This window comes from Pseudanabaena sp. lw0831, from assembly GCF_016584665.1.
In the GTDB taxonomy this organism is placed as follows: Bacteria; Cyanobacteriota; Cyanobacteriia; order Pseudanabaenales; family Pseudanabaenaceae; genus Pseudanabaena.
On the sequence record NZ_BBJB01000112.1, the window covers coordinates 13,768 to 36,637 of the forward strand.

The window sequence follows — 22,870 nt, forward strand, 5'->3', positions numbered from 1 at the left end:
TGAGAGATTTTTTAAAAATAAAAAAGGCTCGCATTGCGAGCCTTTTTTATTTATTCAGTTTTAGGATTACAAAATATCCCTTCGGCATCAGTAGCCACCATACCGTATGTGTAGCGGATAGCTTTAGGTCTACTAATTTGCGCTTACCCCTTTCGGAAGTAATTGCCATTTCGGGGATACCAGACCCACACGGGGGGGAATAGGATGGGTCTGCTCATAATATATATCAATTCAAATATATTTGCAAGAGATTTCAAAAAAAAACAGCAATTCTCATTATGAAGCCAATTTTGGGGTTTGCTGTGCCTTCGGCGCCGCAAACCCCAAAATTGGTTTTGTTGAAAGTCTGCCGAAGGCAGACTTTCAACAAAACCAATTTTGATCATGAGAAGTGCTTACAAAACTACAGCACTTTGCGTATGTGTTACACAAAGTTGACACTATTCTGATTCCATAACTATTTCCGCTTCTGAAATTTCTGGCTCTTTGTGAGCAATAGGAACCACAAGATTTAGAACTAAGGCGCAAATGGAACCTGTCGCAATACCAGACTCTAAGACACTTCTCACGGCACTAGGGAAATGTTCAAGAGATTCTGGCAAAGATGTTACGCCCAAACCAGCAGCAAGTGATATAGCCAAAATTACAAATGAGCGATTATCCATCTCAACTTCTCGCAGAATATTTAACCCAGCAACTGCAACAGTGCCAAACATGAGCATTATAGCTCCTCCAAATACTGATGTAGGGATAGCCAGTAGCACACCACCCACGACAGGGAACAAACCTAAAAAAGTTAGAATCGCCGCAATGTAGTACCCCACATACCTGCTGCCGACACCTGTAAGTTGAATAATGCCATTGTTTTGAGCAGGAGTCACAATCGGAAAAGAGCCGAGAATAGAAGCCATCAATGAATTTATACCATCACCTAAAATGCCTCCCTTGAGGCGCTTCATATAGATATGACCACTAATTGGCTCACCTGAAACCATAGAGGTTGCCGTAATATCGCCCAATACTTCCAATGTTAGTGCAATATAAATCACTGCGAAACCAATAAAGGTTACCAAGTCAAAATCTAGACCGAAGCGGAATGGGATTGGAACATTAATGATTGGTAGTGTTGAAATCATACTGAAGTCTGCAATACCCATACAGAGAGATGTTATAAGGCCAACAAACAAACCAATAATGACGGAGCCCATCCGCAAATAGCGATTTGGACTAGCGCTACAAACTCCGACTATTGTAAAAACAGTAAGTGCTAAAGCCCAGTTCTGTAAGCTGCCGAATGATTGCGGACTATCAGGCATCTTGACTGCGATCGCCTTAGCTTTACCACCGCCTGCCATGTAAAACATCCCGACCTTAATCAAACATAGCCCGATTAAGGTCACAGCAGTACCAGTTACCAGAGGCGTGAAAATCTTGCGAGTTAGATGCAAAAAACGACTAAGGATAATGGGGATAAATGAGCCAAAGAAGCACAATCCCATAACCAAAGAAAGTATCTGCTCAGGAGTTTTGCCAGATTGTAATGATGTTGTTACAACCGCCAGAATCGGCGTTACAAAAGCGAAACTAGTGCCTTGAACTGCCAAGAGTCCAGAACCAACTGGACCTAATTGATGTACCTGAATAAAAGTGCCAAGTCCCGACACAAATAGTGACATCCCTAAAATATAAGATGACTGATTTGGATCTAGTCCTAACGCTCCTGTGATCAATAGTCCAGGCGTAACAACGGGGATAAAAATTGCACAGACATGTTGAAATGCAGCAAATAAGGCATCTTTGACTGGTGGTTTATCGTTTAGGTTGTACAGCAGTCTAGGAGGAGTAGAAACTTCGCTATCATTTAGTGCTTGCACTTCAGTATGCGCCATTAAAAATCCTCGTCTGTTTTGGCGATTTAATATTTTTCTCCGCTCACATTTTGATTGTGTGACAACCGCAATAAGTAACTCAGCATAATTAAAACCCAGAGCCAAAATCTGTGCAGCCCGCTACGCGGGCGGTACAGATTTTGGGGTTATATATTTAATTGTGCCTAGCTACTTAATTAAAACGGAGATTTCAATGTCTGTATACTGTATACTGAAAATATAAGGATGTTTTGTATCATTAAAGACGGAAGTTCGATGAGTGGCTAAACCCAGATGAAGCTATGTAAAAAGCCAGCACAGGCATCTCACTTCTTCGATTCGACTCGTTAGTTTCTTATGCCTAAACTAGATATTGGTTATTTAAGGTCATTTCTAAAGACAGTAATATTATCTTGTCTGCTGATCTGCATGATTCTTGTGACATCTCCCATTCCTTCACAAGCTGGAAAGGTGATGAGTTCGCTAAAGTTTGATGATTCAAGTGGCATTGTTGAGGTAATTGCTATCTACGAAACTTCCTACTCGGCGCAAAAAGGTATTGTGAAGTCTCTCAAAATTGGCAACAAGTTGATTAAGAAGTCTCTTGGGTTTAAGGGATTTTTAATCCTACAAAGCCAAGATGGTAAACATGTAGCCTCACTCTCTCAATGGCAAGATCTAGCTAGCTATCAGGCTAACATTTCGACGATCGCTACAGACTCTAACAAAGTCAATGCCGCAGATACGCTAGCTATGCCACCTGCTCCCACTCAGACCTTAATGTTTGAAGTCGCCACTGCTCAGACCTCGATCGCTGGTACTAGTCCAGCCCTTAGAGGTAAGGAAGCAATTGTACAGTTAACTCGATTTACAACCCAAAAACCTGATACGAGATCGCACAGTTTAAATCTCGTTGAGGAAATGATCCCCAATATTCTGCGAAATCAGCCAATTCCTCAGTCAGTAATCCTACTTAAGGGTATTGATAGCAATGATTTTGCGTTGATGACGAATTGGAATTGTAGTGCCATGTTTGAGGATGTAGGCAAACCGAAGGCGATCGCTTTAAGTAGTGATTTAGAGTCTCTAGTAGATGATGAACAGAATCTCTATAACGTCGTAACAATTATTGGTGCTCAAGAAAAAAAGATAAAGAAAGTAAAAAAGTTTAGTGTGCAATAAGCACTTTATGCCTATCGCCCTAAGTTAGAAAAAATCACCCCCCAAGAAGAGAGTGGCGGCGCTTTGCGCCGCCACTCTCTTCTTGGGGGTTAGCCCCTACTTTCTATGGCGATCACTATAGAAACGCGGCAATTATCAGGAGATGGTAACTTTTATGATCACTTGTAACTAAGTATATTGAGTATGATTAAAGATTGACATTTTATAAATTGACATATTTGCGCTTTTGATAGATCAGCCATGATGTCAAATCCCAATGTGCCGAATTTGGCAAATTCTCCCAATTATTTACTCCTATCTATGACTGCCCAACTGAATTATTTGATGTGTGCCCCCGATCACTACGACGTAGACTATGTGATCAATCCTTGGATGGAGGGTAACGTTCACAAATCTAGCCGCGATCGCGCTGTAGTGCAATGGCAAAAACTGCATGAAGTCCTCAAAGGCTTAGTAAATGTCGAGCTAGTGACACCCGCTAAGGGCTGGCCAGACATGGTATTTACCGCTAACGCTGGATTAGTATTAGGTGACAAAGCGGTATTAAGTCGCTTCTTACACAAAGAGCGTCAAGGCGAAGAACCCTATTTCAAAGCATGGTTTGAGTCCAAGGGTTTTACAGTGTTTGAACTGCCTAAAGATTTACCATTTGAAGGTGCTGGCGATGCCTTATTTGATCGTAATGGTGGTTGGCTATGGGCTGGCTATGGTTTTCGCTCGGAGCTAGATGCCCATCCTTATTTGGCGAAATGGCTCGATGTTGAGGTTCTCTCGCTACGTTTAATCGACAATCGCTTTTATCATCTTGATACCTGCTTCTGTCCTCTTACAGGTGGCTATTTACTTTACTATCCACCCGCATTTGATTCCTATTCCAATCGTTTGATCGAGATGCGGGTTCCTGCCGATAAGCGGATTGCGATCGAAGAAGCGGATGCCGTGAACTTTGCTTGTAATGCGGTCAACGTGGATCGCAATGTGGTCATGAACAAAATCAGCGATCGCTTAAAACAACAAATCACCAATTGCGGGTTTACTGTGATTGAAACTCCTCTAACAGAGTTTCTCAAGGCAGGTGGAGCCGCAAAATGCTTAACTTTGCGGACAATTGAAGTTCCTGTTACCAATGAACAAGTTACCATCGAGCAAAGTGGCGTTGAAGCGCGGATCGTTGAATTAAGAGGACATCTGCTGGACTCAGGAATTATCAATCGGGCTCTCGATCTGGTAACTGATAACGGCGGTAGCTTTCAAGTATTGGAGTTCAGCCTCGGAGAACAGAGACAAAGTACATCCTTAGCAAGGATTCGCATCTCTGCACCATCCCATGACCTCATGGAAACAATCATGGGTGAACTGATTGAAATCGGTGCAGTATTGCAAGATCGTGACACATGCGCGGCAAATCTTGAGCCTGTATTACAAGATGGCGTGGCTCCTGATGACTTCTATGTCAGTACGATTTATCCTACTGAAGCCTGTGTTGATGGCGAATGGATTCGTTGTACTAATCAACGTATGGATGCCGCGATCGCAATTAGTGCTGATGGCTCTGCTAAATGTAAGCTTTTGCGAGATCTCGTAGTCGGCGATCGAGTTGTAGTTGGTTATGATGGCGTGCGGACAGTCCGTAAACCTGAAGCCAGAGATACCGCCAAGAAAGAAGAATTCTCGTTCATGGGTGCTGGTGTATCGAGCGAACGTCGAGTCGAACTGGTTGTCGAACAGATTGCGTGGGAACTCCGCCAAATTCGCGATCGCGGTGGCAAATTAGTCATCTCCTGTGGTCCCGTAGTTGTCCATACTGGCGGTGCACCTCACCTTGCTTACTTGATTCGTGAAGGTTATGTCCAATCGATGCTTGGTGGCAATGCGATCGCAGTGCACGACATGGAGCAATCCTCGATGGGAACTTCCCTCGGTGTTGATCTCAAGCGCGGTGTCAGCGTCAAGGGCGGACATCGCCATCACCTAAAAGTGATTAACTCAGTCCGTCGCTATGGCAGCATTCACAAGGCTGTTGAAGCTGGTTTTGTGAAAACTGGCGTGATGTACGAGTGTGTTACTAATAACGTTCCCTTTGTACTAGCTGGCTCGATCCGTGATGATGGTCCCTTGCCTGACACAGTGATGGATTTGCTCGAAGCTCAACGTTTGTATAGCGAACAAATTCGCGGTGCGGATATGATTTTAATGCTGTCATCGATGCTGCATTCCATCGGCGTGGGGAATATGACTCCCGCAGGTGTGAAGATGGTTTGTGTAGATATCAACCCTGCGGTTGTGACCAAACTTGCAGATCGCGGTTCGGTTGAGTCTGTTGGTGTGGTCACCGATGTCGGTTTATTCCTCAGCTTGCTAGTTCAGCAGTTGAAGAAGATGGATAGTCCTGTGGCTGTTGGCGTTTAGAAAAAAAAGCCAAAAAAAATGAGTAGAGGGGCTTCGCCCCTCTACTCATTTTTTTGAAATTGGTATTAGTCGCCAGAATATACTTCGACCTTGACTTCGGGTTCGTTGATCGCAGTCATTACGAAAAGCAGATCTTTGTAAAGGAAGATAAATGATGTTGGGCTTAGCCAACGAATAAACCTAAACCCTGAGATCTCTCCTATGAAACCAAATTTTTCAGAGAAAGTTTTTATATCAAACCGTCGTACGCTGGATACTTTTTTGCAGCAACCTTCTGTACCAAAGGTTACCTGCTCAATAAATACGCTGTTATATATATCTTCAAGGAGAATGACAACACGGTAGGCTCGACCCTGAATCTTTGCATTGACATCGCTCTCAAACCAATCAATTGGACTTTGGGAGAGCTGTACGATCCAAGGATAGTAATTTGTATTAGCGGGTGTTGTTTTGATAACGACAGGCTCTGCAAATCCAGCGCTGGGCATTAATGTCAAAAACAGAAGTGCTATAAGGTGAAAGGTAGATTTCATTAATTTTGCCATCACATCAAGAGCTTGTACTTTCGCAATCCTAAATATAACCCCATGCATCAAAACACCTACGAAATTCTAAGTCAAACCCAACGGCAACGAGTTAGCGATGGCGCGATCGCCTCAATTTTTGAAGGTTGTGAATCAGCTCACCGCAAACTAATTTTAGTACTACCCCAGTTAGGCGATTTTGATAGCCTTGAATATATTTGGTGGATACATAGAGAAATCGATCGCATTAAATCCGCAGGCATAGCCGTTCGCGCTATTGGCATCGGCAATCGCCAGTCGGGAGAATATTTTTGTGAATTTACAGGCTTCGATAAAAATTGGTTGTTTGTCGATCCTACGGGAGAATTACATCGCCAATTAAATCTCTATTCAGGATTAACTACTAAATTTCCTTTACTCTCATCTGGGCAGAGCGCTTGGGTGAATCTGATGTTGATGTGTGCAGGAATTGGCAGCCAAGGCACATTAGCTGAAGTATTTCGCGGCTACCGAGGCGATCGCAATGCACCACAACTAATTGGTGATCAAGAAATTATCAAAGCTTCACCGTTACCAGCCTTAAAAGGTTCCTTCTTTAGATGGGCTGGTGGTAGTGGATTTCAACGTCCTTTTGAACTAGCAACTTTGCGCCTACGAAATATGGCAGAAGTTTTAGGCAATTGGAACGCCTATGTTCCTGATGCATCGTATATGACGCAGCGCGGCGGCACTTTTCTGCTTGATGCCGAGAACAAATTAACCTACGAACATCGCGATCGCGGAATTTTAGGATTTTCTGCTAGCCCCAGTTATCCATTGTCATTTTTATTTGCCGATCAATTTAAAGATCAATCATCTACGCAAAAAGTAACCAGTCCTTAAACTTTTTCCTCAAAGTCAGGGGCATAAGCTTGGAGTAGGTTACTAAGTTGCGAAAGTACGGAATCTTTGTTTACAGAGCCAAAACTAGAGCGATCTGGGAAGAATTCAGGACGATCTAGGTTGCGATCTATTGCTTCCTTGACCTGCTGCGCAATCAAATGCTGTAGATCGGCAAGGGCTCTGTCCCGTTGGTAATTTGCGCCTTGCTCAGTGGTGGCATACAACGGCGGCAAACGGTTAAGTGCATAGGCAGCAATATCCCCCAAATCCAAAACTTTATTACTATTTGCTTCGATCTCAGCGACTCTTGCCACAGCTTCGCTCAATACCAATTCCTCCATGACATTGATAAATTGCTTGCGGGGAACAGCAACGACTTCTCCCGTAAGCAAAGCACCCATCAGGCGATCAAGAGCCATGTACTCTTCAACTGATAGCTCAAAGGCACTATCACATATCCGCCCCACTTCGGCTTCCATAGCAGGAGTTAGGTAGCCATCTTGTAAAGCCTGTTCGACAATAGACTCAATGCTGGTTTTTACTATCTTTTCCACTGTTATCTCTTTAATAACGCAACACTAAGGCACTTCAATAGGAATAATCGTATACTCAGGTAGAGACATCTGGAAATGCTCTTTTTGGCTGAGCAGGATCACCAGTCTTGCTACAGACTGAGGCTTAACTGCCAAATCGCTCCAAGGTATAGCAACTTCCAGACATTGCGCAAAACCTATTTTCGTATGAGTTGCAATAGTTTCCCACTGAAATTGTTCTGTAGATTCTTGAAGCTGGACTGAAGTATCGGCAAAATCAATTGTTAGGTGATGGCGAAACAAATAATTTAGCGGCGATACGTCAGGCATATCAAGAAGCTTTACAGGACTGTTGGGATGAATCCGACTAGGATAAAACCACAACAAATGTAGTTTACTTTGGGCGATGCTCTCTAGATTACTAAATTCTAGGCGCAAGTAGCAATAAAAATGATCGTAACCATACCATAGGCGCTTGACAGGTGTATTTTGATGCATTGCACCCCTTGCCCCACTAATTTCGATTTTGCCAGCGCCTTGCCAATCATCATTTTCAAATCTGCCATTAATTATTGGCTCAATTAGACTAGTAGGGCGATCGCTAGTAGAGACATCGTGAGGTTCAAGGGGATATAGCAAGGCGTGGGGTACTGGCTCATTGAGGGCGCGATAAATCACCTGCAAATGCTCACGAAATAGGCGATCAAACATCGCGTCGTCATTAGAGCTATGTCCTTCACCAAACCACCAAAACCAATCCGAGCCTTCGGCTGCCATCAGGCTTTCCCATGCTTCAGGATTATTTTCTGGTGTAGCTTCTGCGTGCATAGCTAAGACTTGACGCGCTTCAGCAAGTAGCTCCCAAGCACGGTTTTTAACGGGATCACCGATCCATGTGGTGAAGCTAGAGTCAATCCATGAGCCACTATGCAACTGGTGCGGTGGAATTTTTTCGTTGGGTGGGAATTTCTCTAGATATTCAGAGGGCGTAACCAGTTTTAGATTTTCATTGTTGGAAAGATTTTCGTAAAGCGTTTGCAAGAATGGGTTGCCATCTTGAGGATAAAATTCCCAGCAATTTTCACCGTCAAGGGCGATCGTCACTAGCCAAGGATTTCCTTCAGGATGCTCTGCTAGATATTCATTTTGTTGTTTTTGAATAGTCATCAAACGATCGCATAAATCATCGCTAGCCGCTTGAGGCAGTAATGCACCATAGCTAAAACCGATCAGATCCGAGAGTAAGCGATCGCGGAAAATAATTGCTAAGTCCCCATGAATAGTTTCGAGGCGATAGGGTTGATAGAGCAAATGTGGTGCATCGATCGCCCCGCGCTCATCACGACGGAAATAATGTCCTAGACTCCAGCCTAATACGCCTTCATCAGAACATAACCAAGAAAATCCCTGCTTGGAAACATGCGGCAAGATAGAGGGGCTAACGGACTGCTCTGAGGGCCATAAACCTCTGGGATCGCAGCTAAAGTGTTGGCGGTAAACTTCTTTGGCTTTTTCTAGATGCAGAGTAATGTCTGGCTCATGACGAAAGCGATGATTGGGCAGATTCATCTGTGGCACAGCGATTCTACCTGCTTGTGTATCGGCTAAAAGCGGCATGATCGGATGCGTGTAGGGCGTGGTGGTAATTTCTAGCTGCCCATTTTTTTGCATTTTTCGATGCTGCGGCAAAATTTGAGAAATAATATCACGCTGCTTGCTATAAATTCTTTGCCGATCGGCGAGAGTAAAATCTTTTCCGCGATCGTACCATTCGGCAATTTCGGGATCGGCTTCCCGAAATATGGGATCAATCCATGCCAAGTTATGCCAAGCAAGTAAATCGCTAAAATCAGGTGCTAGCCAATTGTTGACACACCACTCGATCCCGCAGGATAGTCTTTGCGCCAATAAATCGGCATAGCGATTATATGGCTCGATCATCGTCTGATGATTGGCATCAAAGAAATGTTCGACAATGAAATGTTTTTGCGATCGCGTTAACGTATCGACAGGTGTTAAAGTCAAAGCCAAGTAAGGATCAAACGCATTTCCCTCAACATAATCCTGCAATTGCAAGATCAGCGATGGGACAAGATTGATCGTTTGATGTAGCTTGGGGTATCTTGACAACATCAACGCTAAATCCAAATAATCTTTTACGCCATGCAGCCTCACCCAAGGCAAATGATACTTGCCTGCGATCGCGCTTTTGTAGAGAGGTTGATGTTGGTGCCAGATAAATGCGATATGTAGAGGATATGACATAGGATGACTGGCAATATGACTGGCGATACTTTTAGAAATTGTGACACACCTAATCATAGTTCGATCCAAACACTTTGTATAAAGCTATGTACGGTTAGCCTCAGTCTTTGTTTGATGGGCTGTGCACCTGTCTCTAACGACTCAGCTAAGATTCCTACTGCACCAACGATCCCCGCGACATCCTCACCGCAACCTATTACACCCCAGACTAAACCCAAACCAGTCTCAGAACTGGCTCAATATTTGCCAATTACTGCCACAGCAACAATTTCAGGTCGCGAAATCCAGCTTGAGGTAGCCAATACTTTTCAGGAACAGGAGAAAGGTCTAATGTTTCGTCCCCCATTGGCTGACGATCTCGGCATGTTATTTATCTTCACACCTGCGCGTCCCGTTGCCTTTTGGATGAAAAATACACCTTCACCCCTTGATATTATTTTCTTGCTTGACGGCGAAGTGAAGGCGATCGCCCGCAATGCTACGACTTGCAAGAGTGATCCCTGTCCTGTTTATCCTGAGGGAGGCGTGGTCGCAGATAATGTGCTTGAAGTGAGAGCGGGACTAACCCAAGAAATTGGCTTAAAGGAAGGCGATCGGATTTCTGTTAAATTCTTGTTGCCAAAAAATCAATGACCACTATAATTCTATAGTCCGAAATTATTTACCGATCCAAAGATATTGCAAAGCAATATTGAACACAAAAAGTAAATAAGTTTCAAAATGTTCAAAACTACTTAGTAATTTCTCCCTGAAAGTGCTACAAGTAGCAGTGGTGAATCTTGAGTGAAAGAAGAGTAAAAAAAATGACAGCTAGCAGAGCAAGAATTCCTGAACCACAGAGATCCTCTCAACCTCTTGATCGCAAGAATAAACTTCGGCAAGCAAGTCCCCAACCGATCAAAAATCGCAATGTAAAGCGGTTGCCTCGTACTAACTCATTTCCTCTGCCTCTGTGGTTGCGGGTCTTGATGACCACTCAAAAGCTTTCTATCGCTGCGACCGTCCTGCTCACCGTTTCAGTATTCGCGATCTACGGCTGGACTGTATATGCCCAAGAGCAATGGAATCAACAATATAAAAAGCTCGAACAACTCAAGCGTCAAGAGCGGCAATTAACTAATGCTGCAGGCTCGTTTGATAATGAGATGCTGCAATCAATTCAAAAGAAGCCGAGGGATTTGGTTCGCGAGAGTCCAGATAAATCAATTTTTTTGCAAGCAGCTCCCCTTCGCCCAAAGCGTGAAGTCCCATCTACTGTATCTGAACTTCCTAAAAATAAGCACAATGAAAGCCTAGGGTATTAAGAGGTTGTGACCTCAATTTAATTCCATAAATGTGACATAACTACCCCGCATAAGTTTATCTAGTTTTAGCAGCTAAACGATGTTGAATCTCTAAATACACCAGCAATGCATTCACATCCGCAGGATTAACTCCACCAATGCGGCTAGCCTGTCCAATTGTCATCGGACGAATCTTGCTTAACTTCTCTCTCGACTCTTTAGAAAGGGTCTTGATCGCATTGTAATCAATGTCTGTCGGTAACTTGCGATCGCTATGTTTAGCAACCTCCTCGATCTGATGCTCTTGACGTTGGATATAGCCCACATACTTCACTTCAATTTCCGCAGCCAGACGTTCAAACCGATTCAAGTTAGGATCTGCTAAACCATAGTGAATCAATTCCGCATAGTTAAACTTAGGACGACGCAATAAATCAGAAAGAGTGATTGCACCACGAATTGCTTCACCCGTTTCCGCTGTAATCAGTTGCCCAAGTTCATCCTTTTCCTTAACGCGAGTTCCATTTAAACGCTCCACTTCAGCATAAACGCGCTCCTGCTTGTCGCAGAACAGTTGCCAACGACGATCATCGACTAATCCGATCTCACGTCCGATGGGAGTGAGGCGGCGATCGGCATTGTCCGATCTCAAAATCAACCGATACTCCGAACGACTCGTTAGCATTCGATAGGGTTCACGCAATTCCTTAGTACATAGATCGTCGATCAGCGTACCAATATAGCTGCTAGCACGAGGCAATACCACCATCTCTTTACCCTTCGCAAATAGGGCAGCATTCATCCCCGCAATCACACCTTGCGCCGCCGCTTCTTCATAACCAGTGGTTCCATTAATCTGACCTGCACAAAATAGCCCTTCAATCAACTTTGTCATTAAAGTGGGATAGCACTGAGTCGCAGGAATATAGTCATATTCAACTGCATAGGCAGCACGAAGCATATGACAATTTTCTAACCCAGGGAGAGTTCTCAACATTTGCAATTGAATATTTTCAGGCATTCCCGTTGAGAAGCCTTGAATATAAAGCTCAGGAATCGTCCGACCTTCTGGCTCGATAAAAATTTGATGACTCTCTTTATCGGCAAAGCGAACAATTTTATCTTCGATGCTCGGACAATAGCGGGGACCTTTCGCATCGATAAAGCCACCATAAACTGGCGTGAGATGCAGATTATCACGAATAATTTTATGGGTTTCGGTGGTAGTACGGGTTAAATAGCAATTCATCTGTTCCCGTTCCACCCATGCGCTTGGATCGAAGCTGAACCAGTTATGCTCGGTATCCGAAGGTTGAACTTCCATTTTGCTATAGTCCACACTGCGGCGATCTACTCGCGCTGGTGTTCCTGTTTTGAGGCGATCGGTGACAAATCCCAAGGCATTGAGAGTTTCCGTAAGTCCCGCAACCGCAAATTCTCCAGCCCGACCTGCGGACATAGATCGATTGCCCACCCAGATTTTGCCATTGAGAAATGTGCCAGTTGTCAAAATCACGGCTTTGCAAGCATAGCCAACTCCAAACTGGGTTTCGACCCCAATAATTCCTTGATTAGCATCTAGCAAAGTATTAATCACCGTTCCCTCACGCACAGAGAGATTTGGCTCATTCTCGACTACCGTTTTCATTTCGGCGGCATATTCGCGCTTGTCGGTTTGCGCTCGCAATGCCCAAACGGCGGGGCCTCGCGAACTATTAAGAATCCGCTTTTGTAAATAAGTGCGATCGGTGATCTTGCCAATTTCGCCGCCGAGGGCATCGACTTCATGGACGAGTTGTGATTTGGCAGGGCCACCAACGGCGGGGTTACAGGGTTGCCATGCAATGCGATCGAGGTTGAGGGTGAGGAGTAAGGTTTTGCAGCCCATTCTTGCCGAGGCGAGGGCGGCTTCACAGCCTGCATGTCCTGCGCCAACGACAACCACCTCAAATTCATCAAGGAATTGTACTTGATTGGCTGAATTTATTAAATTACTCTTTATCTCGCTCATTGCCTAACAGACCTGACCAACAAAACTGTATTTTAGCCCAAAATCAAAATGAATTCATTGATTTAAGATTGCGATATGATTTAGGACAACTCAACCATTGCTCCAAGCCATGCAGCCTCTTGTAGAAACACCACAATCTCTACCTAAACAACCGATCGCCACAAAAGCCATTGTCTGGGTTCTATTTTTGCTATGGACAATCTTACTTAGTGGAATTACTTGGGAAATCCAACACTCCTGTGCACCAATCATCGCTTGGAGCGACACATTACCCACCAATTGCCATCCGCAAAAAGATAACAATACTGCTCAGAGATCGCTTATTCCCAATTGGTTGACACATAATGATCTCACTAGTTTTAAACCGCAAGATTCTAGCGTACTTGCTAGCCGCGATCGCCCAAATCGCGACATTATAAATCCCAATACCATCGGCGTTGTATCTGGCACAGCCGTAGCGATCGTTTCTGCTATAGCTGGAGCACCCGCGTTCCTCACAGTTGGCATCGGCGTAGCAATGTGGTTTTTCGTTAAATTTTTCATCAAAGCGGCAAGTGTCTCGTAAAGTGTAGGAGTTATCACTTCGACATCACGAGGTATATCTATGCAGTCTTCCTCCAAACCGAGTACCAGCATTTCTGAAGCTAGTAAAGCTGTCCAGCCAACTCAACCCGCACAAGTTAAAGCCACATCACCCGAGCTACAGGCAAAAGATGTCGCTGCGTCTGGTGATTCCCAAGGTACTTCCCTCCTTTCACAACTGTCTGCGCGTTGGGCGGCTCTGTCTGGCGATCGCCTCCTTGTCGCTGGGTTAATCGGCATACTGGTGCTGACCATGTTTTTGTTTGCAAACAAAGGAAGCAATAACTGCATCTTGAGTTTTAGTAGCTGCAATCCGATCGCACCAGTTGCTACCGTACCTGTAATCTTGGCTCTAGGAGCTAGCGCCGCCACCGTACTCGTGCTAACCACGGCGTTTGGAACTTCCGTGATGGTTGCGGTTGGGGCGGGATTTGTGGTTGGGTGGATCGTCAGCCAATTCATGCATTGATTCTGTAGTCCTTGACAATTCAGGCACAGATTAGGCACAGAAATCATGCATCTTATCGAACTTCAAAATGTTTCTAAACGCTTCGGGCAGAAATCCATTCTCCAAGAGATCAGTTTGACTGTTCGCCAAGGAGAATTTATCGTCCTGCGTGGTACGAATGGTGCGGGTAAAACAACCTTGCTCAACGTCATCCTCGGATTGTTACAGCCAGATATGGGGACAGCGATGCTATTGGGGCGATCGCCACTCCTTCCATCGGCAAAGACGCGCGTAGGCGTGGTGTTACAGAAGGTGAGTCCACCCAAGAATCTTAAGGTTAAAGAGTTGATCGACCTCGTGCGTAGTTACTACCCCGATGCGCTTTCTACCGAAGAGATTCTCAATACGGTGAACTTAGCGGGAAAGCACAATGACTGGGCGGCAAATCTATCAGGTGGACAAGAACAACGCCTGTTATTTGCCTTAGCCTTGGCTGGGAAGCCCGATCTGATTGTGTTAGACGAACCGACGCGCAATCTCGATCTAGAAGGTTATGCCGACTTTTGGAAGCAACTGCGCCTCTGTGTGTCCCAAGGCAAAACCGTTTTGATGGTGACGAACAATCAAGCCGACTGGAAAGAGTTAGTCAGCCTCACAACGCGAACAATTACTTTGGATAATGGTCGAATTCATGAAGCTCGGCATAGTGCGATCGCCAAACCGCCAACCACGCCCATCCCTGAGAGGAAACAAGTAGCGATGTCGAAAGGTGGTATCCCGTTGTTCTATTCCTCCTCAGATGCAAGTCTTGAGAGTCTGGCTCAGGCGACTAGCAATCCGCCAGCAGAGAATTCTCCAGTTTTATCCTTTGGGAATGACAGCATATTGCGAGGCTTCCTGCCGCAACTATGGGCGGAGTCATTACAACTATTGCGAACTCCTACCTATGCAATCGGTATCTTGCTTTTTTCCAGTGCGATCGCGTTGTTCCCTCCAGATGAGCGATTGGGCATGTTAGGAGTGATTTTCTTTGCTGGACTGAGTTTGCTGACGATCGCCTTTGAGCGCACGGGCAAACGGGTTGCGGTCGAGCGGGTCGAGGGTTGGCTAAAACTGCTGCGCGTTACGCCTTTGCATCCCTTTGCTTATCTATCCGCGAAGGTGGTGATGTCGTTGGTGATGTCTGCGATGAGTCTACTGCTGATCTTGGGGCTTGGGGCTTGGAAACTTGGCATTGATCAGTCCTTGGCACAGCGATCGCTAGAATTTACAAGTTTGCTACTCGGCAGCATTCCATTTACAATATTTGGCTTGGCTTTAGGCTATCTAGTCAATCCCAAAAGTGTGGATTCCATTGCTGGCTTAGCAATTCCGATCGCACTGTTTACCTGTGGTTTACCTTTACCAGTTTCTCAGGTTGTCCAAGATGCGATCGCCTATTCGCCTTTCTATCACTATGGACAACTGGTACTGTGGTCAGCAGGACTGTCCAATGATGGCTATTTCTGGCTGCATGTGATTTGGTTGCTGTGGACGGGCTGTGCTTTTGTCTTCCTTGCCAATTGGGCATACCAACGCGATCGCACTATGGAGTAAGGCAGGCAAATTTCTCACCACAATCTCTAGTACTTGTTTCTGTCGCGATACTTCAGCCCACTAAATAATTGCGTAATAAATGAGTATGGGGGCACTGGTTCCGCACTATCAGATTGTTCGGCTAAAATCCTTGCTTGACAAGGGTTTTAGCCATTTTAAGGTCAATTGCCGAGACCTAGACACAAAAAGGGTTTCAGCGCTTTTTCTCATAGTGCGGAACCAGTGTCGGCTTCCAGAAAGACGATTTGCTTTTCTAAATCCATTGTGATGCATGATATTGTCATCAGTTTGTTTATCAATAGATATGAGTTTTGCTTTCAATTCTCATGAGTCTTCCAACAAATGTGATACATTACCATATCTCTCCCATAGTGAAGTAATATCTATTTACTAGGACGATTTATACGAATTAGTTGGCTGGCTAGATCTACTGTGTTAGTAATTGCCTCATTAATTTGGGTAGCTAGTCTTTGTCTATTGAGGTCTTCTGTACACACGATAATACCTGCATGGTTAGGTTGTAAGTTATGCAGGCGAATGAAGTCACTTCGATTAATCGTTAACACAGCACGGTTGTCACTAATCGCAAAGGCTAATACGTCTTCATCGGGGATTTTTTGGTTGGCTTTTTCTTCTTCTTGGACTGTCAAAATGTCATGTCCTAGTTCGCGTAGTAGTTTGACGACAATTTTTGGAAATTGCTCATCAGCATAAAGACGTGCCATTTTAAGCTGCCTCTTGTCTATGAATGGCTGCTTCTATCTCATCAATGTGAGTTTCGGCGTAGCGCCATGCGTTTACTAGGTCTGTTGCGGAGAGTGTGGGATAGTCTTCGAGGATGTAGGCTTCGCTTGCGCCTTGGCGTTGGAGGCTTACTAGCAGCCATACGGGTATGCGCGTTTGTCGAATGCACGCATCGCTGCCCATGACTCTAGGATTTTTTTCGATGCCTTGCCATGTGTTGCTGAGGCTTTGTACTAGTATTTGGATTGCTTGAGATTTTTCTTCGGGGGTTAGGGCTAGTAGTTGTGGTTGTAGTTCTTTGAGTGTCATGTGATGTCTCCTTATTCTGTTAGTAAGTCTCTCAAATAATAAAAGCGATCGCTTTTTCCTCTATCACCTTTATCTCTTCCCAAATATTCTAATCTAGCGAAGATTCTCTAAATCTGCTAGGTCTTGGAGTCTGCCAGATGCTAATTTATTTTTTTTGAGATTATCAAGATCGATGAATTTAACGGCTATATCGTTAAGCATTATTTCTATTTTGGATGCATAACAGGTTTGAAAGTCAATGCCATCTGGACTGGTGATTAAGTCAATGCGGTTAGGGGGATAACCAAGTTGGATGATTTGATGCGGTTCTTGAAAGTCTTGTGCAGTAAGTCCTAAGCTACCAAAGCCGAACTCAGTTAATGCTGTAATTATTTTTTGTGAATTTTCTTCGCTAATTTCTATCCAAATATCAATATCTTTGGTATATCGTGGATGTCCATGTACGGCGACTGCATAGCCGCCAATGACTAAATAACTAACTTGGTTGTCGTTTAATAATTGTATAAATTCTTTGAAGTCTTGGTTGAGCATTGTATTTGTATTGATGGTACTCTTGGCGAATTTGTTCGAGGGTTTCTAGTCGCTTTTGGGGTGTTTGTTGTTGCCAGTATTGAAAATCGCTGGTTTGTTGTTTGATGTTAGTTTTGGTGATTACTTTTTCCATTTTTTTATTTGTCATTAGTTGTATATTGCCGTTCTGTAAGTGTCATATTATTCCTCTTCTTGTATTGATAAGTCTCTCAAACAATAAAAGCGAGCGCACTTTTTACCATCACTCTTAACTTTTTCCAAATATCTTAGGCTAATGAGAAGACGTGAATAGCGATCGCCTATTCATTCCCTTAATCACGTATCTATACCTTATATTTCGTAAGCCTTACTGCGGTGAGCGATCGCCACAACAAACACTTGTACTATTTCATCTTCGACTGAATAAATAATCCTATAGTCGCCAATGCGATAGCGATATAAACTTGAATATTCTCCCTTGAGTGCTTTGATGTTGGGGTGCGATCGCGGATCTTGTTCTAATTGTTGCAAGCATTTAGCAATCTTTTTCGCTAAAGCTTTATCTGCTTTAGCATAAACTTTTTGAGCATCAGGATGCAGTAAAATTTCATACATCAGAACGCACTGTTCTCCAATTTACATATTGGCTTTTAGGTGTTGTTTGATTCTGTTTGATGCGCTCTAATAGTCCTGAGATTGATAATAGCTCTTGAGTTGCTGCTTCGCTTTCAGCATTTGCTAAGAATGCTGCAAAATCGGCAACTACTTTTAATCTTTCTGGAGATAGCTGTTTAATTGATTCACTCAGTTGATTCTGTATTTCCATTACTGGTATCGTAGAGGGATTATCGACAATAGATATATCATTGGATGTATTCATTGTGATTGCTAGAGTTATTTTAAGTATTTACAGTTTAGCATTTAAGAAAATAGAATCAATTATTGCTATCAACAATTCAGATCGGTAAGTCTCGTAGGTAGTAAAAGCGATCGCACTTTTTCCCATCCTCTTCTACTCTTCCCAAATATCCCGCCTTTAGTATTTCACAATCTCTTTAGTAATTCTTGGACAGAGTATACAGGGATAGTTGAACTCACAAATCCTTTAGCATCACGGGTTACTATTGCGTCTAAATTTTGAGCGATCGCACTATAAATCTGGACAGCATCTTCAAAATCTGTTAAGCCAGATGCAAATGCTGCCTCTAAGACATTACGATTGACTGGACAAATGGTCATAGTGTCTAAAGTACTGGAAACTGCTTCTCTTGCAAGTTCTAGGCTACGGGTATGTTTACGCGCGATGTAGAAAATATCGGTCAGGGTTGTAGCGGTTACAAAGCCAATGATTTGTCCAGAGTCGATCGCGGCAAACAGTTCTTCTACATCTTTTTTAAAAGGCTCTCTTTCTAACAAAAAATCTAGTAGAACATTTGTATCAATGAGAACTTTCATTAGAGATATTTTTCCATGCGATGCTGTTCTAACATTGATTCGACTTCGGCATCGGTTGGGGCTGGCTGGCTAGTTTTGAGTAAACCTTTCATGCGGCTGATTGCTTGCGATCGCTTAGGTGTTGAGATTGGAGTTTCTTGAATCGAGTCGATGATAGAGCGTACAAGTTCTAGGCGATCGCTTACAGGTAATTTACGCACCTGATTTTTAAGTTCTTGCAATAACATAGTGTTACTCCAGTTGGGCTGTGTTGGGAGGCTAGGATAGATAATTTTAACATTTTCAGCAAATGAAAATTATTAGGATCTGCGATCGCGTATTTAATTGCTTAATCGTCACATTGACAATTCAAATTGGTAAATCTCTCAAAAAATAAAAGCGATCGCCCTTTATCCCATCACTCTCAACTCTTCCCAAATATCCCGCCAATGGTGAAGAAAGCTCGATTAGGATTTCATAAACCAGACGGTCACCTAGTTTTGGATTGTAATTTCTGGCAAAGGTAGCATTGGAGTGAACTTTTACATCCTGAGCAGTAGGTTTTTCACTATCAAGATCAATAATTAATTCTTTGACTGCCCCTACAATCTTTGATCGCAGTTTGATCTTACCTTCAACTTTTTGGATATATTCATCAATCTTGTCGTCAATTTGTCCTGCTTGCAAACATTCCTTGAGTTCAAATAGATTGATTGCGCCATCATATTTGGCTTTGAGTTCAACGAGTTTTTGTAATGTCATAGGATTAATAATGCTGATTTTGTACTCTTGAGAAGATCTTTTGAGTTGGTCAGTTGGTTTGCCAGGTCCAATAATTAACTTAACAGCAGAATCAAAGATGTCTTTTGTAAGGTGAACATTTCCAAGTTTATGTAGCTCATAAACAGTGTTACCAGGGATGCTCAGCCCTGACTTACATTCACAAACAAGGAGGTAAGGTTTTATACAGCATACGTCCATACCTCCAGCACCACCTTTAGCGTTTGGGTCAAGTTCAAATCCTAGAGAAGCTAAGCTGCGCTGAACAACCTGTTCAAATGCAGTGCCTTTCTCATAATTACCTCCAGTTGTTGCTGTTCCTAAATTATGTATAGTTTTAATCCAATCAAATTTTTTTAGAGATTCTATCTTGCTCTGAAACTCTACTTCTTCTAGCATTTTCTGAATTTGGACATCTAGCGGCTCTGGTGGTTCTAGATTTTCAACTTCTCTTTTTCGCTTTTCATAGTTGGAGTCGTCCAAAACAGGTTGCAGTTTGTTGATGTAAATCCTATTTTCTAGGGCTATAAATACTCCTTTTGTACTGTTTTTGATGATGATAGGTGATGGCAAATGATAAACCCGCAGATAGCTAAGCCAAATAAAGCCATTTTGCTCTAAGGCATTTTGCAAGCTTTCTATAGGTACTTGTAGGCGTGCTGCAAGAATGTCACATTTATCTTTTTCAGAAAACTGTTGACTTCCCTCACAACGCGCCCATACAGATATTTTGACTTCACTAGCTGCTGGGTCATCACTGCATAAAGCAAAGTCTTGTTTTGGTCTGTTGAAAGATTGAGCATAAATGGCTGTAGTACTTCCCGATTCAAGAGAAGACAAAACGCCCGACGGCAGGCGTAATGCAGCAAAAATTGTTGCTTCTGTCATGGCTATTCAGTCAGTAAACTGTCATCGGCTTGCAAATCACTATCTTCGCTATTATCTGGGACTGACGAAGGCTGAGGAATACTAGCAAAGTTATTGATATTTGATGGCTTCGCGTTTTTGGGTGGTGTCCCTTCTGGTTTGCTCAATATCTCTTTGATTAAAGCATTCTCAGTTAGAAGTTTGTTCGATTTCACATACTCCATGACCTGTTCTGGAGTCAACTCGTACTGTTCTAGTTTGTCAGCTAAAGCTTGCAGTGCCAAAAGAGGAACTATTTGCTCTACAACCATTGCCACCCACTCACCTCCGTCGTTGAGAAGCTTTAGTGCATAATCCTGAGCCTTTGCTCCCCTGATATCTTCAGTACGAACCATGCAAGCTCTTGTTTGCTTGAGTTTATTGAACTCTACCAACTTAGATAGAGCGCTAGTTAGTGCATTTCCTGTTTTTTGGATTACAGCAACGCCAATAAATGTAAATGGCCCATTTTGATTTTCAGCTTTACGGACTTTAATCTTGAAAGGGACGAGATCGCTATATTTTTTATCTTGCTCTTCAACCAATTCATAAACTCGGAAACCCTCAATAACCTCCTCTACTAAAAGTCTAAAAGCCAGATCGAGAGCCTTTGAAATTTTGTCTGAGTCATCAATAATATCGTCTATACGATCATAAACTTCCATCATCTGTTCTTTGAAGCATTCGGCAACTCGATTGCTAGTCGAAGGAGTCGGCGCAACAGGAGGGAGATCTGTCACACCAATAATAATTGGTGGTTTTGGTGTCCAATTTTCTTCACACCAGCGCAAGACTTGACGTGCTGTTGCTCTCTCATTCGCAAAGATTTGTCTTAATTTATCCTCTTGAAAAGGGTAGAAAGAATCGGGAGAAACAACATCGTGCTGCTTATAGAATTGCTGCAAACGATGCTCGATCAATGCAAGGCTAGACTGTTCGTCAAGAAATTCAAGACGAATTTGATGGTCAAAACGATCATATGCAGCGCGAGTCTGACTACTGACAAAAGACTGAGCAGATAGAATATCTTCTTCAAGCGTCTGAGGAAACACAGAAAGCAAAATAACAATTCGTTTGATATTGTTTCGTAAGTATTTTGCTAAATCAATCACGACTTGAACAAGCGTAAGCATCTGACTATTTGCTTGAGGAGTATCCAACTCATCAAAACAAAAGACAATAGTTTTATATCTGGTGATTAGATTTAATAGATCGCAAGTGTAGGCAAAAGAATCAGATTCCCGATCTACTGGTAGATTTAAACTCTTAGCTTCCTCTTCAGATAGTTTCTTGCCTGCAAGCCACATAGCCGCAAATGGAGCAGCTTCTGGCAAAAGTGTCCATAAAATTGCTCTAATCAAGAACACATTTTTTATATCTGGACATTTTTTCGCTATTCCGTTAGTCCAAGTATTGATCTTATTTGGATCTTTTGCGAAGATGCTAGGAAATTGATTTACAAGATGTTCTACTGAACACGGTGTATTTCCTCTTGCATCAAAGTACATTGCCGCAGCTAGAGCTTGCCATTGGGTGACATTAGGGCAATATTCTCGTTTGAGGCTATAGACAAGGGATTGCAAAAATTCTGATTTGATTAGATCAAGGTTGTCATATTCGCCCATGTAAACAAAAAAAGCCTTGTCATTGGCGTTTAGATGGTGATGCAATCTGGCAAGTAACTGTGTTTTTCCTAGACCACGTTCGCCAATTAATGCCGCCCCCTCTGAAGTTGACTTACCTGCATCAACATCATCAATAAGTTTCAGCACACTATTAAAAGCATTCTGATTAATTTCTGCTACGCCAGAATAATCGTGACTCCAGACATTATGCTGGGCTGTTACTTTTGCGGAGAATGGATTGAATTGTTCAATAAGTTGATTCAAAACTTTAATATCAGTCATTTTTTGTAGCACCTTTTCTTTTATCTCTTACTTTGTTTTCTTAGTGGCATAGCATCGCAGCCCACTAATAGGAGTTGATACCGAATCCTGAAGTTTGTCTGGTGAGCTATCCTCAACGCCACTCTCTTGAAGCAGCAAAATATCATCTGCTTGCATCTTAATTAGCCATTCGTTAAACTCTGAGCGAGTTACAAGCTCCCCAATTGAACGGCGAATTTTGTAAATAGGGACAAAGTTATTGTGACTAAACTCAAAATTAATCCGATCATAAGCTTCTAAAGCCATAGCCTTAAACTCATCGTAGGTCGAAATTTTAGGCGCGATCGCATCCACACTCACACCTTGATAGTGCCTAAACCATCTCAAAGCCGCATTCGCCAACCGACTACCCACCAACTGACCCTCAAACCCAAAATCTGCCGACAGCAAACCCGCCGCCAACTGTTGCAAACCCGCATCCGTCAACGATAGCTTCGGCACTTTCTTATCCATCGTGAAAGCGATCGCACCACGATCCGCCAGATCATTCAAACTAACCTCATAAACCGCCTTCTTCTCCTTACCTTTATAGGGGCGCAAAAGCTCACTTTTCTTGACTAGCCCTTGACCATTTCCCAAACCCCACAAATTTAGAAGCAAACGAATCTCTGTATTAACTGTACTCATTGTTATTTCTTAGGTTACGAACCCGAACTAT

The 22,870-nt window shown here is 43.2% G+C and carries 24 protein-coding genes and 1 riboswitch; of the genes, 8 read left to right on the forward strand and 16 right to left on the reverse strand.

Annotated elements, in window-relative coordinates; all coding sequences use genetic code 11:
* Positions 1-80: 80 nt before the first annotated feature.
* Positions 81-177, reverse strand: a riboswitch (cyclic di-GMP riboswitch).
* A 263-nt stretch (positions 178-440) separates the two neighbouring features.
* On the reverse strand, positions 441-1,889 hold the full coding sequence (locus tag APA_RS22650; RefSeq protein WP_201324489.1) for a uracil-xanthine permease family protein: 1,449 nt from the start codon (positions 1,887-1,889) through the stop codon (positions 441-443).
* 408 nt (positions 1,890-2,297) lie between these two features.
* Here APA_RS22650 and APA_RS22655 point away from each other — a divergent pair, with 408 nt between their 5' ends.
* The gene (locus tag APA_RS22655; protein ID WP_201324490.1) at positions 2,298-3,050 is read left to right on the forward strand and encodes a hypothetical protein; all 753 of its coding nucleotides are present in this window, start codon (positions 2,298-2,300) and stop codon (positions 3,048-3,050) included.
* A 300-nt stretch (positions 3,051-3,350) separates the two neighbouring features.
* Positions 3,351-5,459, forward strand: coding sequence for a TIGR00300 family protein (locus APA_RS22660; protein ID WP_201324538.1), 2,109 nt, complete (start codon positions 3,351-3,353; stop codon positions 5,457-5,459).
* 65 nt (positions 5,460-5,524) lie between these two features.
* Here APA_RS22660 and APA_RS22665 read toward each other — a convergent pair whose 3' ends face one another.
* Positions 5,525-5,992 (reverse strand): hypothetical protein, encoded by a 468-nt coding sequence (locus APA_RS22665; protein ID WP_201324491.1) that lies wholly within the window; start codon positions 5,990-5,992, stop codon positions 5,525-5,527.
* Positions 5,993-6,046: 54 nt separating this feature from the next.
* On the opposite strand from APA_RS22665, the gene APA_RS22670 reads away from it, so the two are divergent.
* The gene (locus tag APA_RS22670) at positions 6,047-6,865 is read left to right on the forward strand and encodes a peroxiredoxin-like family protein (protein ID WP_201324492.1); all 819 of its coding nucleotides are present in this window, start codon (positions 6,047-6,049) and stop codon (positions 6,863-6,865) included.
* Here APA_RS22670 and APA_RS22675 read toward each other — a convergent pair.
* A complete protein-coding gene (locus APA_RS22675; RefSeq protein WP_201324493.1) occupies positions 6,862-7,419 on the reverse strand; it encodes a late competence development ComFB family protein in 558 nt (185 codons plus the stop codon). The two genes, APA_RS22670 and APA_RS22675, sit on opposite strands and share 4 nt — an antisense overlap.
* A 24-nt stretch (positions 7,420-7,443) precedes the next feature.
* Positions 7,444-9,663 carry a glycoside hydrolase gene (locus APA_RS22680; protein ID WP_201324494.1) on the reverse strand — a complete coding sequence of 740 codons (2,220 nt, stop codon included), beginning with the start codon at positions 9,661-9,663 and terminating at the stop codon, positions 7,444-7,446.
* Positions 9,664-9,666: 3 nt separating this feature from the next.
* Between APA_RS22680 and APA_RS22685 the strand changes: the two genes are divergently transcribed.
* Together APA_RS22685 and APA_RS22690 are read left to right on the forward strand one after the other, a co-directional pair.
* Positions 9,667-10,296 (forward strand): DUF192 domain-containing protein, encoded by a 630-nt coding sequence (locus APA_RS22685; protein ID WP_236579988.1) that lies wholly within the window; start codon positions 9,667-9,669, stop codon positions 10,294-10,296.
* A gap of 170 nt (positions 10,297-10,466) precedes the next feature.
* Positions 10,467-10,967, forward strand: a complete 501-nt coding sequence (locus APA_RS22690; protein ID WP_201324495.1) for a hypothetical protein — start codon at positions 10,467-10,469, stop codon at positions 10,965-10,967.
* Positions 10,968-11,022: 55 nt separating this feature from the next.
* Here the strand turns inward: APA_RS22690 and mnmG are convergent, their stop codons facing one another.
* Complete coding sequence (gene mnmG / locus APA_RS22695; RefSeq protein ID WP_201324496.1) at positions 11,023-12,957, reverse strand: tRNA uridine-5-carboxymethylaminomethyl(34) synthesis enzyme MnmG; 1,935 nt, start codon at positions 12,955-12,957, stop codon at positions 11,023-11,025.
* 109 nt (positions 12,958-13,066) lie between these two features.
* Between mnmG and APA_RS22700 the strand changes: the two genes are divergently transcribed.
* The 3 genes from APA_RS22700 to APA_RS22710 are packed head-to-tail and all read left to right on the forward strand — an operon-like array spanning position 13,067 to position 15,583.
* Positions 13,067-13,522, forward strand: a complete 456-nt coding sequence (locus tag APA_RS22700; RefSeq protein WP_201324497.1) for a hypothetical protein — start codon at positions 13,067-13,069, stop codon at positions 13,520-13,522.
* A gap of 39 nt (positions 13,523-13,561) precedes the next feature.
* Positions 13,562-14,008 (forward strand): hypothetical protein, encoded by a 447-nt coding sequence (locus tag APA_RS22705; protein WP_201324498.1) that lies wholly within the window; start codon positions 13,562-13,564, stop codon positions 14,006-14,008.
* Positions 14,009-14,053: 45 nt separating this feature from the next.
* Entirely contained in the window at positions 14,054-15,583 is a 1,530-nt protein-coding gene (locus APA_RS22710) for an ABC transporter ATP-binding protein/permease (protein WP_201324499.1), read from the forward strand.
* 383 nt (positions 15,584-15,966) lie between these two features.
* Here the strand turns inward: APA_RS22710 and APA_RS22715 are convergent, their stop codons facing one another.
* From APA_RS22715 to APA_RS22765, 11 genes are all read right to left on the reverse strand, one after another.
* A complete protein-coding gene (locus APA_RS22715; protein WP_201324500.1) occupies positions 15,967-16,308 on the reverse strand; it encodes a DUF5615 family PIN-like protein in 342 nt (113 codons plus the stop codon).
* 1 nt (position 16,309) lies between these two features.
* Positions 16,310-16,636: a DUF433 domain-containing protein gene (locus tag APA_RS22720; protein ID WP_201324501.1), complete on the reverse strand. Its 327-nt coding sequence runs from the start codon at positions 16,634-16,636 to the stop codon at positions 16,310-16,312.
* Between the two features lie 93 nt (positions 16,637-16,729).
* Entirely contained in the window at positions 16,730-17,167 is a 438-nt protein-coding gene (locus APA_RS22725; RefSeq protein ID WP_201324502.1) for a DUF6036 family nucleotidyltransferase, read from the reverse strand.
* Positions 17,112-17,300: a hypothetical protein gene (locus APA_RS22730; protein WP_201324540.1), complete on the reverse strand. Its 189-nt coding sequence runs from the start codon at positions 17,298-17,300 to the stop codon at positions 17,112-17,114. Before APA_RS22730 ends, APA_RS22725 begins: the two co-directional genes overlap by 56 nt.
* 197 nt (positions 17,301-17,497) lie before the next feature.
* On the reverse strand, positions 17,498-17,761 hold the full coding sequence (locus APA_RS22735; RefSeq protein WP_201324503.1) for a type II toxin-antitoxin system RelE/ParE family toxin: 264 nt from the start codon (positions 17,759-17,761) through the stop codon (positions 17,498-17,500).
* Entirely contained in the window at positions 17,754-18,026 is a 273-nt protein-coding gene (locus tag APA_RS22740; protein WP_201324504.1) for a hypothetical protein, read from the reverse strand. Before APA_RS22740 ends, APA_RS22735 begins: the two co-directional genes overlap by 8 nt.
* Before the next feature lie 164 nt (positions 18,027-18,190).
* Positions 18,191-18,601: a PIN domain-containing protein gene (locus APA_RS22745; protein ID WP_201324505.1), complete on the reverse strand. Its 411-nt coding sequence runs from the start codon at positions 18,599-18,601 to the stop codon at positions 18,191-18,193.
* Positions 18,601-18,828 (reverse strand): hypothetical protein, encoded by a 228-nt coding sequence (locus tag APA_RS22750; RefSeq protein ID WP_201324506.1) that lies wholly within the window; start codon positions 18,826-18,828, stop codon positions 18,601-18,603. Before APA_RS22750 ends, APA_RS22745 begins: the two co-directional genes overlap by 1 nt.
* Before the next feature lie 121 nt (positions 18,829-18,949).
* Positions 18,950-20,248: a DUF1802 family protein gene (locus tag APA_RS22755; protein WP_201324507.1), complete on the reverse strand. Its 1,299-nt coding sequence runs from the start codon at positions 20,246-20,248 to the stop codon at positions 18,950-18,952.
* 2 nt (positions 20,249-20,250) lie between these two features.
* A complete protein-coding gene (locus tag APA_RS22760; RefSeq protein ID WP_201324508.1) occupies positions 20,251-22,173 on the reverse strand; it encodes a P-loop NTPase fold protein in 1,923 nt (640 codons plus the stop codon).
* A gap of 27 nt (positions 22,174-22,200) precedes the next feature.
* On the reverse strand, positions 22,201-22,839 hold the full coding sequence (locus tag APA_RS22765) for a hypothetical protein (RefSeq protein ID WP_201324509.1): 639 nt from the start codon (positions 22,837-22,839) through the stop codon (positions 22,201-22,203).
* Between the last annotated feature and the right edge of the window lie 31 nt (positions 22,840-22,870).

Bases quoted from the DNA above. Each gene is read 5' to 3' on its own strand.
- APA_RS22650 (WP_201324489.1), bottom strand. From the start codon at position 1,889: ATGGCGCATACTGAAGTGCAAGCACTAAATGATAGCGAAGTTTCTACT.
- APA_RS22655 (WP_201324490.1), top strand. From the start codon at position 2,298: ATGATTCTTGTGACATCTCCCATTCCTTCACAAGCTGGAAAGGTGATG.
- APA_RS22660 (WP_201324538.1), top strand. From the start codon at position 3,351: ATGACTGCCCAACTGAATTATTTGATGTGTGCCCCCGATCACTACGAC.
- APA_RS22665 (WP_201324491.1), bottom strand. From the start codon at position 5,992: ATGAAATCTACCTTTCACCTTATAGCACTTCTGTTTTTGACATTAATG.
- APA_RS22670 (WP_201324492.1), top strand. From the start codon at position 6,047: ATGCATCAAAACACCTACGAAATTCTAAGTCAAACCCAACGGCAACGA.
- APA_RS22680 (WP_201324494.1), bottom strand. From the start codon at position 9,663: ATGTCATATCCTCTACATATCGCATTTATCTGGCACCAACATCAACCT.
- APA_RS22685 (WP_236579988.1), top strand. From the start codon at position 9,667: ATGACTGGCAATATGACTGGCGATACTTTTAGAAATTGTGACACACCT.
- APA_RS22690 (WP_201324495.1), top strand. From the start codon at position 10,467: ATGACAGCTAGCAGAGCAAGAATTCCTGAACCACAGAGATCCTCTCAA.
- mnmG (WP_201324496.1), bottom strand. From the start codon at position 12,957: ATGAGCGAGATAAAGAGTAATTTAATAAATTCAGCCAATCAAGTACAA.
- APA_RS22700 (WP_201324497.1), top strand. From the start codon at position 13,067: ATGCAGCCTCTTGTAGAAACACCACAATCTCTACCTAAACAACCGATC.
- APA_RS22705 (WP_201324498.1), top strand. From the start codon at position 13,562: ATGCAGTCTTCCTCCAAACCGAGTACCAGCATTTCTGAAGCTAGTAAA.
- APA_RS22710 (WP_201324499.1), top strand. From the start codon at position 14,054: ATGCATCTTATCGAACTTCAAAATGTTTCTAAACGCTTCGGGCAGAAA.
- APA_RS22715 (WP_201324500.1), bottom strand. From the start codon at position 16,308: ATGGCACGTCTTTATGCTGATGAGCAATTTCCAAAAATTGTCGTCAAA.
- APA_RS22720 (WP_201324501.1), bottom strand. From the start codon at position 16,636: ATGACACTCAAAGAACTACAACCACAACTACTAGCCCTAACCCCCGAA.
- APA_RS22725 (WP_201324502.1), bottom strand. From the start codon at position 17,167: ATGCTCAACCAAGACTTCAAAGAATTTATACAATTATTAAACGACAAC.
- APA_RS22730 (WP_201324540.1), bottom strand. From the start codon at position 17,300: ATGGAAAAAGTAATCACCAAAACTAACATCAAACAACAAACCAGCGAT.
- APA_RS22735 (WP_201324503.1), bottom strand. From the start codon at position 17,761: ATGTATGAAATTTTACTGCATCCTGATGCTCAAAAAGTTTATGCTAAA.
- APA_RS22740 (WP_201324504.1), bottom strand. From the start codon at position 18,026: ATGAATACATCCAATGATATATCTATTGTCGATAATCCCTCTACGATA.
- APA_RS22745 (WP_201324505.1), bottom strand. From the start codon at position 18,601: ATGAAAGTTCTCATTGATACAAATGTTCTACTAGATTTTTTGTTAGAA.
- APA_RS22750 (WP_201324506.1), bottom strand. From the start codon at position 18,828: ATGTTATTGCAAGAACTTAAAAATCAGGTGCGTAAATTACCTGTAAGC.
- APA_RS22755 (WP_201324507.1), bottom strand. From the start codon at position 20,248: ATGACAGAAGCAACAATTTTTGCTGCATTACGCCTGCCGTCGGGCGTT.
- APA_RS22760 (WP_201324508.1), bottom strand. From the start codon at position 22,173: ATGACTGATATTAAAGTTTTGAATCAACTTATTGAACAATTCAATCCA.
- APA_RS22765 (WP_201324509.1), bottom strand. From the start codon at position 22,839: ATGAGTACAGTTAATACAGAGATTCGTTTGCTTCTAAATTTGTGGGGT.